The 13,845-nt window shown below is 67.6% G+C and carries 17 protein-coding genes; 10 read left to right on the forward strand and 7 right to left on the reverse strand.

Annotated elements, in window-relative coordinates:
- Positions 1–137 precede the first annotated feature (137 nt).
- Positions 138–905, reverse strand: a complete 768-nt coding sequence (locus ACWEKM_RS13170) for a hypothetical protein (RefSeq protein ID WP_451621262.1) — start codon at positions 903–905, stop codon at positions 138–140.
- Complete coding sequence (locus ACWEKM_RS13175) at positions 851–1,108, reverse strand: transposase domain-containing protein (protein WP_451621263.1); 258 nt, start codon at positions 1,106–1,108, stop codon at positions 851–853. Before ACWEKM_RS13175 ends, ACWEKM_RS13170 begins: the two co-directional genes overlap by 55 nt.
- Between ACWEKM_RS13175 and ACWEKM_RS13180 the strand changes: the two genes are divergently transcribed.
- Entirely contained in the window at positions 1,034–1,624 is a 591-nt protein-coding gene (locus ACWEKM_RS13180) for a hypothetical protein (RefSeq protein WP_451621330.1), read from the forward strand. The genes ACWEKM_RS13175 and ACWEKM_RS13180 overlap by 75 nt on opposite strands.
- 37 nt (positions 1,625–1,661) lie before the next feature.
- Here the strand turns inward: ACWEKM_RS13180 and ACWEKM_RS13185 are convergent, their stop codons facing one another.
- Positions 1,662–2,279: a hypothetical protein gene (locus tag ACWEKM_RS13185; RefSeq protein WP_451621264.1), complete on the reverse strand. Its 618-nt coding sequence runs from the start codon at positions 2,277–2,279 to the stop codon at positions 1,662–1,664.
- On the opposite strand from ACWEKM_RS13185, the gene ACWEKM_RS13190 reads away from it, so the two are divergent.
- The 3 genes from ACWEKM_RS13190 to ACWEKM_RS13200 all read left to right on the forward strand — a co-directional run bounded on the left by ACWEKM_RS13190 (position 2,270) and on the right by ACWEKM_RS13200 (position 3,794).
- Positions 2,270–2,965, forward strand: a complete 696-nt coding sequence (locus tag ACWEKM_RS13190; RefSeq protein WP_451621265.1) for a Tn3 family transposase — start codon at positions 2,270–2,272, stop codon at positions 2,963–2,965. The genes ACWEKM_RS13185 and ACWEKM_RS13190 overlap by 10 nt on opposite strands.
- Before the next feature lie 22 nt (positions 2,966–2,987).
- Positions 2,988–3,182 carry a hypothetical protein gene (locus tag ACWEKM_RS13195; protein ID WP_451621266.1) on the forward strand — a complete coding sequence of 65 codons (195 nt, stop codon included), beginning with the start codon at positions 2,988–2,990 and terminating at the stop codon, positions 3,180–3,182.
- Positions 3,183–3,557: 375 nt separating this feature from the next.
- Positions 3,558–3,794 carry a hypothetical protein gene (locus ACWEKM_RS13200; protein WP_451621267.1) on the forward strand — a complete coding sequence of 79 codons (237 nt, stop codon included), beginning with the start codon at positions 3,558–3,560 and terminating at the stop codon, positions 3,792–3,794.
- Here ACWEKM_RS13200 and ACWEKM_RS13205 read toward each other — a convergent pair.
- The 3 genes from ACWEKM_RS13205 to ACWEKM_RS13215 all read right to left on the reverse strand — a co-directional run bounded on the left by ACWEKM_RS13205 (position 3,766) and on the right by ACWEKM_RS13215 (position 6,495).
- Positions 3,766–4,197, reverse strand: a complete 432-nt coding sequence (locus ACWEKM_RS13205; RefSeq protein ID WP_451621268.1) for a hypothetical protein — start codon at positions 4,195–4,197, stop codon at positions 3,766–3,768. The genes ACWEKM_RS13200 and ACWEKM_RS13205 overlap by 29 nt on opposite strands.
- A 141-nt stretch (positions 4,198–4,338) precedes the next feature.
- Entirely contained in the window at positions 4,339–5,334 is a 996-nt protein-coding gene (locus ACWEKM_RS13210) for an AraC-like ligand-binding domain-containing protein (protein ID WP_451621269.1), read from the reverse strand.
- 450 nt (positions 5,335–5,784) lie between these two features.
- Positions 5,785–6,495: a DUF4232 domain-containing protein gene (locus ACWEKM_RS13215; RefSeq protein ID WP_451621270.1), complete on the reverse strand. Its 711-nt coding sequence runs from the start codon at positions 6,493–6,495 to the stop codon at positions 5,785–5,787.
- Between the two features lie 652 nt (positions 6,496–7,147).
- Between ACWEKM_RS13215 and ACWEKM_RS13220 the strand changes: the two genes are divergently transcribed.
- The 5 genes from ACWEKM_RS13220 (at position 7,148) to ACWEKM_RS13240 (ending at position 11,192) form a co-directional block, all read left to right on the forward strand.
- Positions 7,148–8,158: an AraC-like ligand-binding domain-containing protein gene (locus ACWEKM_RS13220; protein WP_451621271.1), complete on the forward strand. Its 1,011-nt coding sequence runs from the start codon at positions 7,148–7,150 to the stop codon at positions 8,156–8,158.
- 245 nt (positions 8,159–8,403) lie between these two features.
- A complete protein-coding gene (locus ACWEKM_RS13225; RefSeq protein WP_451621272.1) occupies positions 8,404–8,706 on the forward strand; it encodes a hypothetical protein in 303 nt (100 codons plus the stop codon).
- 379 nt (positions 8,707–9,085) lie between these two features.
- A complete protein-coding gene (locus ACWEKM_RS13230; protein ID WP_451621273.1) occupies positions 9,086–9,667 on the forward strand; it encodes a hypothetical protein in 582 nt (193 codons plus the stop codon).
- 290 nt (positions 9,668–9,957) lie between these two features.
- A complete protein-coding gene (locus ACWEKM_RS13235) occupies positions 9,958–10,110 on the forward strand; it encodes a hypothetical protein (protein WP_451621274.1) in 153 nt (50 codons plus the stop codon).
- A gap of 179 nt (positions 10,111–10,289) precedes the next feature.
- Positions 10,290–11,192 (forward strand): phosphotransferase family protein, encoded by a 903-nt coding sequence (locus ACWEKM_RS13240; protein ID WP_451621275.1) that lies wholly within the window; start codon positions 10,290–10,292, stop codon positions 11,190–11,192.
- A 247-nt stretch (positions 11,193–11,439) separates the two neighbouring features.
- Here ACWEKM_RS13240 and ACWEKM_RS13245 read toward each other — a convergent pair whose 3' ends face one another.
- Entirely contained in the window at positions 11,440–12,168 is a 729-nt protein-coding gene (locus ACWEKM_RS13245) for a helix-turn-helix domain-containing protein (protein WP_451621276.1), read from the reverse strand.
- A gap of 133 nt (positions 12,169–12,301) precedes the next feature.
- On the opposite strand from ACWEKM_RS13245, the gene ACWEKM_RS13250 reads away from it, so the two are divergent.
- Positions 12,302–13,099: a phytanoyl-CoA dioxygenase family protein gene (locus tag ACWEKM_RS13250; RefSeq protein ID WP_451621277.1), complete on the forward strand. Its 798-nt coding sequence runs from the start codon at positions 12,302–12,304 to the stop codon at positions 13,097–13,099.
- Positions 13,100–13,845: the final 746 nt, after the last annotated feature.

Genomic DNA, 13,845 nt, shown 5'->3' on the forward strand with positions numbered 1-13,845 from the left:
TCCGCAGCATGGCACTACAGACCACGGTTTGCAACACTGTGGATATCCATACTGTGGTCTCACAGACCACAGTATCGTGACTTGCGCGATCGGCGCGTCGGCGGTGAAGTCCCGCTGCGGGCGAGGTCTTGCGGGTGTCAGTAGCGGTCGGGGTCGTTTTGGAGGAGGTCCAGGACGCGCCTGCCTGCGACGGTCGTCGGGCGGGTATGGCGGTCATCGTGCGAGACGGCGGGTAGCTCCGGTTCGGGTTCGAGGATGATGATGTCGGGGCCGGTGACAGTGCGGCTGGTGTCCGGGCGGCCGCCGTCCTGGCGTTCGTGGTAACGGGAGATCGGCGATTTGACCTTGCGGGTGCTGGCAGGGGTCGCCCGGGCGGGAGCAGTCGGGCCAGGACGCGTTGGCCGATGAGGCCGATGCGGTCCCATAAGACCAAGCATGTTCGGATTCAGGTGGTGCAGGAGTCGACGGGCGTAGACGGTCTCGCCCTCGCTAATCGGGCCGAACACCGCACCGATCAGGGCCCGGGTCCCGGTTTCCCCAAGGGTCATCAGCTCCACCATCGGGTAGCCGCCACGGCTCTGCCGTCCGAACTGGTCCACGTCACGGACGCTGTCGAGGACCTTGATCGAGCCGCAGCCGTCGAAGGAGACCGTCCGGAACGGGTCGAACCGCTCACCGCGTGCCGTCGGCTGGGCCAGCGGCCCGGACAGCACCCCGAACAGGCGGTGCATCGACCCGGTACCGACCCGGCGACGCAGGTCACGCAGGTCACGCAGGTCACGCAGGTCACGCAGAGCCTTCGCGGTCGGCCGGAGCACCTCCAGCCCCGCCAGGCCGGTCAGACCTGCGATCAGCTTGTGCCAGAGCAGCCGGTAGCCGACCTCCGACGGGGCAGGAACAGGCACATCGCGAGCAGCAAGTAGACCCCGACCCGTGAAGGAAGGTCCCGCAACCGACGCTGCGCTGCACGGGTTTCTTCCATCCAAGGGAAACCCGTGGTCACCGGACCATTCCGTATGCCAGGCTCCGGCATATGGAGCCCCACAACGAGCAGGCCGCGGGCGAAGTCCTGCATCAACGCGGATGGCGCAAGGCGTTCACCGTCCATGAGATGGTCGACAAGTGGGCTTGGCTCGTGGGCAAGGTCGAGGACGGTTACAGCGACCTGGTGGACGAATACACCAACGACCTCTATAGCCGGAATTGGCTGCACGAGGCGTGGCCGATCCTCACTGAGCGCGTGATCGTCCTATGGACCCCGCAGATCAAAACCCTCGACGACCGTTTCCGCGTCGCCACCATCTTCGACGACGGCATCTCCTTGTCACAGTTCCACCGGATCAGCGGATTCGACCCCATCGACATGTGGTGGTGGCGGCGCCACCCCCGTCTACTCGTCGACGATCTCGGCCGCTCGCTCCGCTCGGCGGGCGCCACCGATTGGAGGACTGCCTGCCAGTCCTCCACCGACGCATCTGGGACACACATGTCCGGCAGCGACCCCATCAGGTCCGGGACGAAGAAACGGCTCACGTCATCCCACAGCAGATCAGCCACACCACCACCCGGTCCATCCCATGCGCGTCTTCGGTATCGCGGCGGAGACCGCGATGAAGTGCATTGACGCCGCACGCGACGATGGCGCGCTGAAGCGGGCTCGGTCATCCCGGTCGGTAGGAAAGGACAGGATCAGCCCACCCGCCGAGCCGACGGCTGATCCCGAAGCGTGCCGGGAGCCACCAACGCCTTCGGAAGTGTCGCTCGCTTACGGCTGACCAGCGGGGGCCTGAGAGGTCTTCCACACCCCACCAGGTCTTCACTGCTTTGCAGCCATTCAGCTTCAACAACGGCCAACGCGGCAGATGCAGTCCGACAAAGAACATCGATACGTCATCGCCGCACTTTGTCGTGTAGAAGTACTTCTCGGCATCTGTGTAGCTGGCGCCCAGCCCACACTCCAGGCCCATCGTTCCTCCGAGCCACGTCAGAGCCAGCTTGCCGCCAACCGGGATCGATGGGACCAGCACAGGATTGAACCACTGTTCCCCGTTCAAGCCACGTGTGAGCGACGTTCGTTCAGTCTGGGCAACAACGATGTTGGTAGGGGGGCCGGTCCCGACATTGACCAGCCACCACTTCGGCTCCCCAGCACCGCCCTGCCCGCTCTCCCACATGAACTGAAGGACAGGCATGTGAGATCGGCGGCTGGAGGCGTATGAAACACCCAACGAGGCCAGTGAGACAAGAACAGCCAAGATCGAAACCAAGAGTGCCAGCACCGTTGCTCCCCCTGCGCGACAACGTTTCCATCGGACATACCCAGGGAGGCCAGCTGATCAACTGCACCGCCTCCGAGGTCGCCGCGATCGTCGAAGGCACAATGCGGCACGGCACCACCATGGACGTCGAGGCCAACTACACAGACAACCATGGCCAGTCGGAGATCGGGTTCGGCATCACCCCATTGATCCGCTTGATAGGCGGCAGCAGGTCGAAGTTCAGTAGCTGCACGTATGGACGGATCTGGGCCGGGCCCCGCGCACGATCGACGCGTACGCCCGCGGGCTGGCCGAGTACCTGCACGTATGCGAGCGAGTGGCACACGATCGGCCGCCTCCTGCGGCCCCTGGACGACGCCCGCGCGGCGATGCGCTGCCCAGACACCCCGCATCACCGCCGGGCCATCACGGACACCATCGGTCTCATCCTGCTGCGGGCAGCGGAACTGGAGACGGCCTACTGGGCCTGGACACCACAGGAGTGGCTGCGGCTGATCGGCACCACCGTCGATGAGTTCGAAAAGCCCTGGCCCGGCTGGATCGACGTCACCGTCCGCCCCTACCTGGTCGCCGACGGCTACCTGCTGTGCGGCTTCACCGACTTCGACCGCGTGGGCCCCTTCAACCGGCTCGCCCTGACCTGGCGTGTCTTCGGCAGAGAACCCGTCGACCACTCCATCCAATAGGTCACCGACGTCCTCGGCCGGTGTGGCTACCGCATCGGCCGAGGCGAGAACCAGCGGCTGCCTGCGGCAGGACTCGGCGTGGGCACGCTGGCACACCGGCCCCCTGCACGGCATACAGCGGGCCGTCGCCTCGCTCGGCTACTGCGACCCGCCGTCCCTGTCCAAGCAAGGCAGCATGCCAGCGATCCAGGGCACCGCGGAGACCTGGGCGGCGTGAGTCGAGCGCTGGTACGACACCTCCACCCTGGCCTTGAAGGTCCGTCGAGCCTTCCGCGTCATCATGGCCAAGGCTGGGCGGTGGCTCGCCGAGGAGCGTGCACGCGCTGATCGGCCCGAACCCCCGGGTGATCGCCGACGACAGCTGGGCCGAGCTCCTGTGGGCAGGCCTCATCCTGGGCCCGAAGACCTTCCCGCGAAGTCCAGCGGCCCCTGCTACCCGATGGAACTCATCCGCGCGGTCACGTTGACCTGGTTGTTCAGCGGCCAGCACAGCGATGAGATCGCCCGACCTTGAAGGGCCCGGCGCGTCGGCGCGGTCGCGTGCCCGCCGTGCAGGACCGAGCCGCTGGCGTCGAATCCGCGAGTGCTCGGGGTGGACGACATCGCGTTCAAACGCTCGCGCGTGTATGGCAGCATCCTGGTCGACTGCGAGACCGGAGCCCCCGTCGACCTGCTGGAAGGCCGGGAGGCCGACGCCTTCGCCCGCCGGCTCGCCCAGCGCGAGAGCATCGAGGCGATCTGCCGCGACCGCCTGGGCGCACGGGACGCGCCAGGCGATCGTGATGACGTGGACGGTGCAGTTACGGGCGGCCGGGGCCAAGGTCGGTAAGGCAAGCCGAGGTGACGTAACCGCCGGTGGCAAGTCGTGCCCAGTGCTTCCAGGTCCGGTGACATGCGGTGTGCGTGCCGCCGCTAACCTCGCCGGTCACGCAGAAGTGGGATCCCATGGCCTTCTCACCCGACTTGCCGTAGTTGGTTCCCGGGCCCTGCCGCACCGTCAGCTTCTCGGTGGCGGTCACAACGTCACCGGCGCAGGCACGGGACTGTCGGGCCGCGTCCCACGGTGTCACCACCGGGATGTGGCCCTCGTCGAGTGGTGCCGTCACCGGCATGACTTCATCCAGCGGGGCTATCGGTGGGTGGCCCTCGGCTGCCGCGGATGATACGACACCGCCTGCTGCGATGGCGACGGCCGTACCGATGGAGCACAGAAGTGTCTTTGCGCGCGTCATGGTCGCCCTTCCTTTGGCATGGCAGCATGACTCGGCGTCACGTGTGATGCGCCGATGGTGCATACCCGGGTCAGCCTCAGACTGACAGGCGATCGTCGCGGGTGTCGTCAGCAATCAGTCCACACCTGCTTGGCGTTGCGTCTACTCGGCTGTCGGGCGGATGTGGCGGCGGTAGTCGCTGGGCGGCATGTCGTAGGCGGCGCGGAAGGCGCGGGTGAAGTCGGAGGCCCGGGGGAAGCCCCAGCGGGCGGCGATGGCGTGGATGGGAATGGTGCGCAGGCCGGGCTCTGAGAGGTCACGGCGGGCGCGTTCCAGACGCTGGCGGCGGATCGATGCCGCGACCGTCTCTTCTTCGTCCTGGAAGAGGCGATGCAGGTAGCTGGTGGAGATGTGGTGTGCTGCGGCGACGGTGCGCGGGGTCAGATGCGGGTCGTGCAAGTGCTGCTGGATGAAGGCACAGATGCGTAAGACGAGGGTCTGCCGGTGGGTTTCCGGGGGGAGGGAGCTGCCGACATCGAGGGCGTGGGCGAACAGCGCGCAGAGGAGATCGACCGCCACGGTTCCCAGTCGAGGTCCGTCGTCGGGCCGGTAGGAGTCGGAGTCCCGGGACACCTGGGTGAGGAACTGGGCGAGCAGCGCCCCGATACCCTCACGCGCCGATAATCGCCGCATGATCAGTGAGTCGATCGCGTTCTCCGGCAGTGGCAGCAGCTTCCGGGGGATGAAGAGCCCTGCTCCCAGGATCGTGTTCTCGCCGTGGCTGGTGATCGCCCGCATGCGGTGGGGCCGTGAGGTGTCGTGGAGAACCAGTTCGTACCGTTCGTATTCGGCCTCGTGATCGGAGCTGGTGAGCCCCATCGTCCCCCGCAGAGGGAGCGAGAGATGGTAGAGCTCGGGGTCGGACTGCTGGATCAGCTTCTGCGTTCGCCGCAGTGTCATCGGTGAGTGCTCCATAGTCCACAGCTGTACGGCCCCCAACGCCAGGATGCGCTGCGACACCGTGGTGTCCGCTGTGCGGTCACCTTCGTCGACGTCGACGTCCATCGGCACGTACGTCTGGGAGATGTGCTCGCGCCAGCAGGAGAACCTGTCAGGCGCGAGCACATCCCGTGTACAGAAAGCCGTCTCGATCAGCATTTCTCTCCCCGAGAGTTCTTGATCAGCATGCTTCGCATCGCTGGCTGTATACAAGACCACACCTGGTGCAGATGCACACAAGGGGAATTCCCTGGCGGGAAGGGGACCACACTGGGGAGTGGTGGGTCCACGTCTCGGCTGGCCGTGTCGCGGGCTCGTACGCCCGGCGGTCAGATGGCGACTCCAGCCGGGGAAACCGGTTCCCCTCCCCGCGCGCCGAGCGGGTGACCCAGGCACCTCGCCGCCGCTGGACACGACTTCGCGTGTATGAACATCCGATCCCCCCGCGGATACGCGAGCGGGCCCGGACCGATTGCGATCGGTCCGGGCCCAACGGGCTGTTCGGGGCCTGTCCGCGATCTCACCGAGTCGCCGGCCGCCGGGGAGCCCTGCGAGTTACTGACCGCAGACGTTCCGGAAGGCGGTGATGTGTCACCGGCCGACGGGCCGTCAGAAGTTGTACGGCTTCTTGGTGTTCCAGTTCAGCACGTCGGCCTCGTTCCAGCTGAACTGCGGCTTCTGGCCCGTGGTGTCGACGGAGTAGAAGGGGCCGTTGTGACCGTCCGCGCCGCGCAGCGCGATGGCGAAGGAGTGCGCCGTGTGGTTCTTCGAGCCGTAGTCGAAGAGGTTCACCGCGCTGTACGCCTTGCCTTTGGGCAGGAGCGTGATGTGCTTGTCGCCGCCCGGGTTGTCCTTCTTCGAGTGCGGCAGTGTGGCGCCGTCGACGTCCTCGCCGAGCTTCACGGCCGGGTACGAGGTGACCCAGCACGGCCTGGTGTCCTCGTTCGACGCGGTGATCAGCAGGTGGTCGCCCTGCTGACCGGCGAACCGGTGCTCCGCGGTGACCAGCAACTCGTCTCCGCGGCACTGCCGGGCGCCGGCCGCTGTGCCCTTGGTCGCGACCTCGTCCGTCCCGCCCGACGCGGTCGCCGAGCGCGCCCCCTCCCCGGTGTCACCTCCGCTGCCGGCCTGCTCCGCGTTGCCCTTGCCGTCCCCGCTGGACACGGAGCGGCTCTGCGCGGTACCAGCGGCGTGGTCGCCGCCCGCCGCCTTCGAGCCGTCGCCGTCGCCGGCGCAGGCGGTCAGGCCCAGCGCCAGCGCGGCGGTGACGGCGGCCAGGGCGGCGGCACGGGCGGTACGGCGGGCACGGTGCGTAGTCATGATGAAAGCTCCCCCATGGTCTGTCAGGACGCGGCACCCCCCTGCTCCCGCAGGGCGGCCGGCCGCATCCGCTGTTTCGCTGCACCCCATGAGATGACGCCGGGGCGGGCGTTGTTCCCCCGGATCTGTTCGCATTCGGTAACAAGACAACTGAGCGCAGGCACACCGGTGTTCACGCCCAGCCCGACAGCGGTGCAGCACCTCCCCGGCTGCCGCCGCACAGAGGAGGCACTTGAGGAACCGGCTCGTGAACCGGACAGACTCTGAACTGCGGCGTTACATCCTGCAGCACCCCGCAGTCCCCTGCACGCGACAGGTCGGGCACACCGGCAAGCACGTCGCCGCACGGCTCAGGCAGAACAGCCGCACGCCGCGGCGGTTCCTTCTCGTCGTCGGTGTCACCGGCGGCCTCGCCCGCCGCCGCATCGGCACCGCCGCCCTGAGCCGCCTGCTGAGTGTCCGACCGGGAACTACCGGAGCCGGAGCCGGAATCGGAACCGCCGCCGCAAGCGGCCGGGGCGACCACGAGCGCGGTGGCGGCGGCTCGGCCTGCATCCGGCCCGGGCTGCCCAGCTCCATCGACCGCATGTGGCCGACCCCATGGCCCTGCATCTACTACTCAGTCAACTCCTTTGCCGGGCAATATCGTTGCATGTCAAGTCTCAGGGAGATGGCAGGGCATTACGCCACGGCGGCGGGCCCGGTGGTAGCGGTGGACACCGACGACATTGCGGTGTCGGACCGCTTCGGCTGGTGGAACGACATGGTCGGCCACGAGGTCATGCCGGTGTCGATCCGGAGTCCGCACGCAAACCGCTTCCGGGGCTGCGTAGAGGCTGTCGGGCTCCCGCACAGTCAGGTCGCGGCCTTCGACTTCTCCCCGATGACCGCCCAGCGCTCCCCCGCCCACATCCGCCGTGGGGACCCCGAGGACTACTTCGTGCTGCTGGTTCGGGAGAGCGCGGTCCGCCTGGAGCAGGCCCGCGGCGTCGCGTGCCTTGGTCCCGGCGACATGGCCCTGTTCTCCTCCTCGCAGCCGCTGACCTGCGACTTCCTGGACAATGGCGGTACCGTCCGCCTGACCCTCCTGCGCCTCCCCCTCGCTCTCCTCCCCCTGGCAGACGGCCGCGCCGACCGCCTGCTGGCCGAGCCGTTGCCCAGCAAGTCCGGCTCCGGCGCGCTGCTGGGCCCATATCTGACCTCCCTGCCGGAGGTCGCCCGTGCCGTGGGCCCTGCCGAGCTTGCCCGGCTCGGCGCCATCGGGGTGGACCTGGCCGTGTCCCTTCTCTCGGCTCGGTTCGGCGACCAGGACTCGCTGCCCGCTGAGACCCGCAGAACGGCACTTCTCGCCCGGATCAGCGCCTTCATCGACCACCACCTCGCCGACCCGTTGCTGGACCCGGCGGCCATTGCCTCCCACCACCACATTTCGGTACGCACCCTCCACCAGCTCTTCCAGAGGGAGCCGGAGTCCGTCGCCGTCACCATTCGGCGCCGCCGCCTGGAGCGTTGCCACGCCGATCTGACCGAGCCCCGCCTGCATCACCGCACGATCGGCGAGACCGCCCTGCGCTGGGGCTTCCGCCATCCCGCGGACTTCAGCCGGGCCTTCCGCAGGGCGTACGGGGTCTCGCCGAGCGAGGTCCGGGCCACCGTGCGCTGAATGCGTAGGATGTCTGCGCCCTCGGCCAAAGACCAGGCTGCCCGGCGCAGGTGACAGTGGGGCTGCAGCATCCCAGTGACTTCGGGAGCGGGCCATGCGGGGGAACACGGGGCTCCGGCACCGATCGGGACTCAGCTCGTCTTCTTCCGCCGCAGTTGTCAATCACCCATGACAGAAGGAGTGTGCTGCCAGGGCGGCACATCATCGGAACGTCATGGCGTGCACGAGCGTTTGGAGGCACCCCCATGAGCACCAAAGGAACAAGGGTGAGGAAGCAGAGGATTGCCGCAGCGCTGTCCGGGCTTGCCATCGCGTTCGGAGGAGTAGCCGTTTCGGCTCCTGCGGCCGTAGCCATGCCCAACGCAGCGGCCTCGGCGTCGCGGACGTACGACGTGGGCGTGTACCTCGCCCCGGAATGTCTAGTGCGCGGCCAGTATTACGTGGCCTACTACTCGTCGCAGGGCTACAGAGTTCATTACCAGTGCCTTTTCGTGGGAGGAACCTATCCTCTCCATCAGTTCCTCCTGCGCGTGACCCTCACCATCTGAGCTGTGTCTGAGCCGGGAGGGCGTTAAGTCCGTTTCTGGTAGCGGCCTGTCCGGGTTGGGTGAGGAAGCCTTGTCGGGTGAGGCGTCCGAGGCGGCTTCGGGTGACATTCATAGCCGGTCGTCGGTGGACATGCCGAGGAGTTCGTGATGCGGACTCGGTGTCGGGGTCCGCGGGGGGCGGTGACGGCGGGCCGGCGTTCCGCGCGGGTGTGGGAGACCTCCACCCGCAGCCGCCCGCCGTCCGCCTCGGCGGCCAGCCGGACGTGGAAGTCCCGTCCGGGACGCGTTCGTGCTGGACGGCGTCGGCACACATCTCGGCGGTGATGAGGATCAGCTTCTCGTCGACGTCGCTCAGTGCGGACCTACGGGGGGGACGGGCATGACGACGACCGGGTCACCGGACGAGAGACCGGGGTCGCAGCCGGGCGGTGCCGACCGCGCCCGCGCAGCGCCGCCCCCACAACAGGCCGGGCAGAATGGGGACTCGGACGGCGGCCCGCGAGCCGTGGCCGCGCAGCCCCCGCGACAGAACGACGCCGACGAGGGCAGCGGACCTCGTGAGAGCTTCGCATCGATCGTCGCCGAAACACTCGGCCTGGCGCCCGGCTCCTCACGGCGGCGACGAGCGGTGGCCTTGCTGGTGATGCTGTCGATCGCTTTCGTGGCCGTCTTCCGGGACACGCTGACCGGCTACCTCATGGTCAAACCCAGTGTGGCCAGGGAGAACGACTCCAACGCGGAGTACGACGCCAACAAGGTGCCATTCACGGTGTCCGTGCGGCCCGAGGAGGTCGAGCCCGAGACATGGGCGATGGTTCTCGACCGGGCACTCACCCCCGACGAGACGCGGAAGCTGATGGCCGGCGGCGACCGCTCTGCCGCCTTCTCGTACCTGAAGAAACTGGGCGGTCACCCGCTCGCGCACGAGGCCACAGTCCCGTTCAGCGGACTCCGGCATTGATCGTAGGGAGCCATCACGACCGGTCATTGAAGCCAGATCATCTTGCTCAGGTCGGGACGCACAGCACGGCCAGGAGGACGAAAGCCACGGCTCTACCGACTATGTGATGCACTTCAACGGCTCCGGCCTCTCGCACAGCCTCCATGGCCCGGCAATGAAAACCCACTCCTGCCGGGCATCCATGGGGACGGAGTCGGTGCGTATGCGCAGGGGCTTGCCGTTGCCGTCCTTCAGCTGAACCGCCCTGCTCCGGAAGCTCCACGATGGTGTGCCCGGTACTCTTCCGGCAGGTGACGTCGGTGACCTGCCAGCCGTTGATGACCACCGAGGTGGACCGGGTGCTCGTCACATTCATCTGGAACACGTCGGTGAGCCTCCCGATGGTGCTCGACGCCAGCCGCTCCTTGTACCGCTCGGGGGCGTGCTCCAACTTTCCGAGCTGAGGCCACGGCTCGATGCGAGTGCCTGAACGGGGCCCACGGCAGCTGCGAGAGAAGCAAAGCAGCGTTGTCATCGCCTCAGACGAAACCCACTTTTGCGCGTGTCGCCGTCCGGATGATGAGCTGGCACAGTGACCAACCACGATGAAGCGGAGGCCGTCCGACCCCTGACCCTGGCTTGGGTGGGACGGCACCTGGAGGTCGGCGAACGGATCGTCAGAGCCGAGGTGCTGCACGGCGGCATCACTGCCGAAATACGGAGGCTGACCATCGGCACGCGGGACGGGGGCACCCGTGACCTGGTGCTGCGGACCTTCGTCAACGTGGAGCACGCCGAGGACTGGTTGAACAGGGAGGCCGGTGCCCTGACCCTGCTCGCAGGGACCGGCGTGCCGGTTCCTGAACTGGTCGCGGTTGATCCGACCACCGCGCATTGCGAGTACCCGTCGCTGCTGATGACACACCTGGCGGGCCGGACGGTCCTCGACGATGAGGGATTGGAGAAGCGCGTTCCTCTGCTGGCCCATCAACTCGTGGCGATCCACGCGTTGCGACCCGCCGAGCGACCCCCAGAGTATGTGGCGTTGACGACCGCGGACACCGTCGTGGTTCCGAAGGGCGCCGACGCGGCGGCTTGGGCCGCGGCGATCGACGTGACCCGCAGACCCGCGCCGCCCTATGAAGGGCGATTCCTGCACCGGGACTTCCAACCCGGCAACGTGCTGTTCGACGTGCCGCCCCCAAGGCCGGCAGGTGCCCGGATCACGGGGGTCGTCGACTGGGCAGCTACCTCCTGGGGCCCGGCGGATCTCGATGTGGCGCACTGTTCCACCAATCTCGCGCTGCTGCACGGCCCGGCGTGGGGTCTGCGGTTCGCCGAGGCGTATGAGGAGGCCGGCGGGGTGCTGGCCGCGGCCGCGAGCGAGCGGCTGTACTGGCGGATGCGGGACGGGCTGGCGTGCTCAGAAGAAGTGCAGCAGGTGGCGCAGCCCTGGCGTGAGGCAGGGAGGACAGAGCTGACGACGCGGGCCGTGGAGGAACGGCTGAATGCCTATGTCACCGACCTGATGGACGCGCTGGGCTGAGCCAGAGCAGCCCAGGGTGCGGGCACGGCGGCGAGAGCGCCGGACCCGGCTGCCACGTCCGGGAGCGAAGCCGATCGCACACCCGCACCGGGGCCCACGGCACCCCCGAGTACGGGCCGGCTCCCGGCCGACAGCTCTGCGACACTTCCGAATCGAACCGCGTTGACGATCTCCCCCACGTGGTGCACCCGCGGTTCCGCCCCCACCTCACACCATCAGGCGACCACAGGACCACTCAAGAAGAAACTCACGAACCACCCGCTAAGAGCTGTTTGCGGTAGCCGGTTGGGCTCGATCCGGTGTGCAGGCGGAAGCGGGTCGAAAAATAGAGGGGGTCTGGGTACCCAACCTGGGCCGCCACCGAGGCCACGGACCGGCTGGTGAGTTCCAAGAGGCGGGCTGCGGCGTCCAGTCGGCGGCGCTCGACGAACTGCTGCGGGCTGACCTCGAGCTGCGCGCGGAACAGGTGCGAGAACCGGGACACTGAGAGATTGACCGCCCGCGCCAGCCGGGCCACGTCCAGCTTGGCGGTCAGATCCTGGTCGATCAGCTCGATGACGCGAAGCAGCCGATCGTCGATCTGGACTCTCTTCGGGTTCTGCGTGTCGCACCAGAGCAGCGCGGCCTCCAGCGCGTTGGCACTGAGCTGCTCAGCCTGCCGCAGCACGCTCCGCTGGTGGCGTACGGCCTCCCGCAGATGGCCTGCGATCCGCTCGAAGGACGGGCCGGCGGGATGGAGTTGAACGATGCCGGGAGCTGCTTCCGGCCAGTCGAGCAGCGCCAGCCAGTCGGGTTTGGGACGCACATGCGCGTACAGGAAGTGCCAGCGGTCGCCGACCGTGGCGTAGTCGTGCGGGGTCCCCGGCCGGATCAGCGTGACACTGCCGGGCCTGGCCGACACGTGCCCGACTCGTCCCCGGCCGTCGAGCGTCTGGACCAGCAGCCAGTCCGTCGTGCCGCGGCGCCGATACGTCACGTATTCAGGCCCTTCGTCGAACTCGCCGGTGACGAGCCGCCGAACCACCGGGTGGGGCGACTCAGCAGGATGTCGAAGGTTCATAGCGCAATAGGCTATCGCTGCACGGGGCCCTCAGACGGATCCTGGAGTCATGACGCAGACAGTCGTAGACATCTATCAGCGGGACGGCATCGTCCAGGTCCCCCAACTGCTAGAGCCCGCCGAGGTCGAGCGGATCAAGACGGTGTTCATGGAGCAGGTCGCGGTCGACCGCTCGCTCGCGATCGACGACGGCGTACCCGACGACGACCCGCTGGCGAGGTTCCCGCGGTTCGTGCACCCGCACCGACGGACCGACATCGAGGCAGGAAAGATCTCGCTGGAGCTGATGCTCGACAGCCGGATCCTCGATGTCGTCCAGGTGTTGATCGGGCCCGCGCTGGGTGCCCAGTCGATGTTCTACTTCAAGCCGCCGGGCGCCCGCGGCCAGGCGCTGCACCAGGACAACACGTCCCTGCGCGCCGACCCCGAGACCTGCCTCGCCGCCTGGATCGCGATCGACGATGTCGACGCGACGAACGGTGGGCTCGCCGTCGTCCCCGGCTCACACAAGACCGAGTTGCTCTGCCCGGAGCCGGCGAACCTGACCGAGTCCTTCACCAGCGTCGAGGTCCCTGTGCCGGAGGGGCTGAGCCGGGTGCAGACCAAGATGCGGGCCGGGGACGTGCTGTTCTTCCACGGCAGTGTCATCCACGGCTCCCGCCCGAACAGTACACAGGACCGCTTCCGGCGGGCACTGATCTTCCATTACATCCCGGAGGACAGCGTCGAGATCGCGGCCTTCTACAACCCGCTCGTCCGGCCGGACCGCCGGGAAACGGTCCTCCCGGAGGCCATCGGCGGCGGCCCCTGCGGCGGCTACGCCGAGATGGAGCGGAGCCGTAAGTGACCAGTTCGAGTGTCGTGTAAGCCTTGGCTGGTCTTGCGGCCGAGATACCCGGCGGTGGCCAGGTGTACGACCTGCGACATCCGCGACGAACACGGTCTGCCGTCTGCCCTCCGCTTGACGCCCCATCAGTGGTGACAAATCTTCGCCTACCGGCTGATCAACCGTGATGTCCCGCAAGTAGTCGTACGGGGGCACCGATGGTGGCGGTTCCTGCAGCCGGTGGGCATTCCTCGGGACCGAGCAAGCCGGGCAGAGGCCAGGGATTTCAGCCGCTGGATCCGACCCGATGGCCAAACCAAGGCGAGCGAAGTCTTCGGCTCAGCGGCCGTACAGGCGGCCGCGCGCCGAAACCCGTGCTGGGACAGCCGTCGGTCGGGCCCGGGCTGGGCTCCGACCACCGTCGCACACGGTGAGACGGTTCTACGACGCTTCTATGGCAGCCACCGTGACGCGGGCACCGGACCGTTACTCAAACCGTTCCCGCTGGATCTGTCCCGTCGTTCCAGCTGGGCGCACGCGCAACACAATCCGATGGACGGCTGGAAGCCGGAGCGGATGGGGCGCTACCGCCCCAGCATTCCGCGGCGGATCCCACGCTCGATTCCCGACGAATGGTTCAACACTGATCAGCGTGGTGCGCAAGGGCACGCGGGTGGTGTAGCAAGTTCTGAGGGATATCGAGGATCTGCGAGGAACCCGCGGGTACTCCTTGCCGGGTGGACCTGCTCACTGCATGGTGGACCCCT

The organism is Streptomyces sp. NPDC004752 (genome assembly GCF_053601275.1).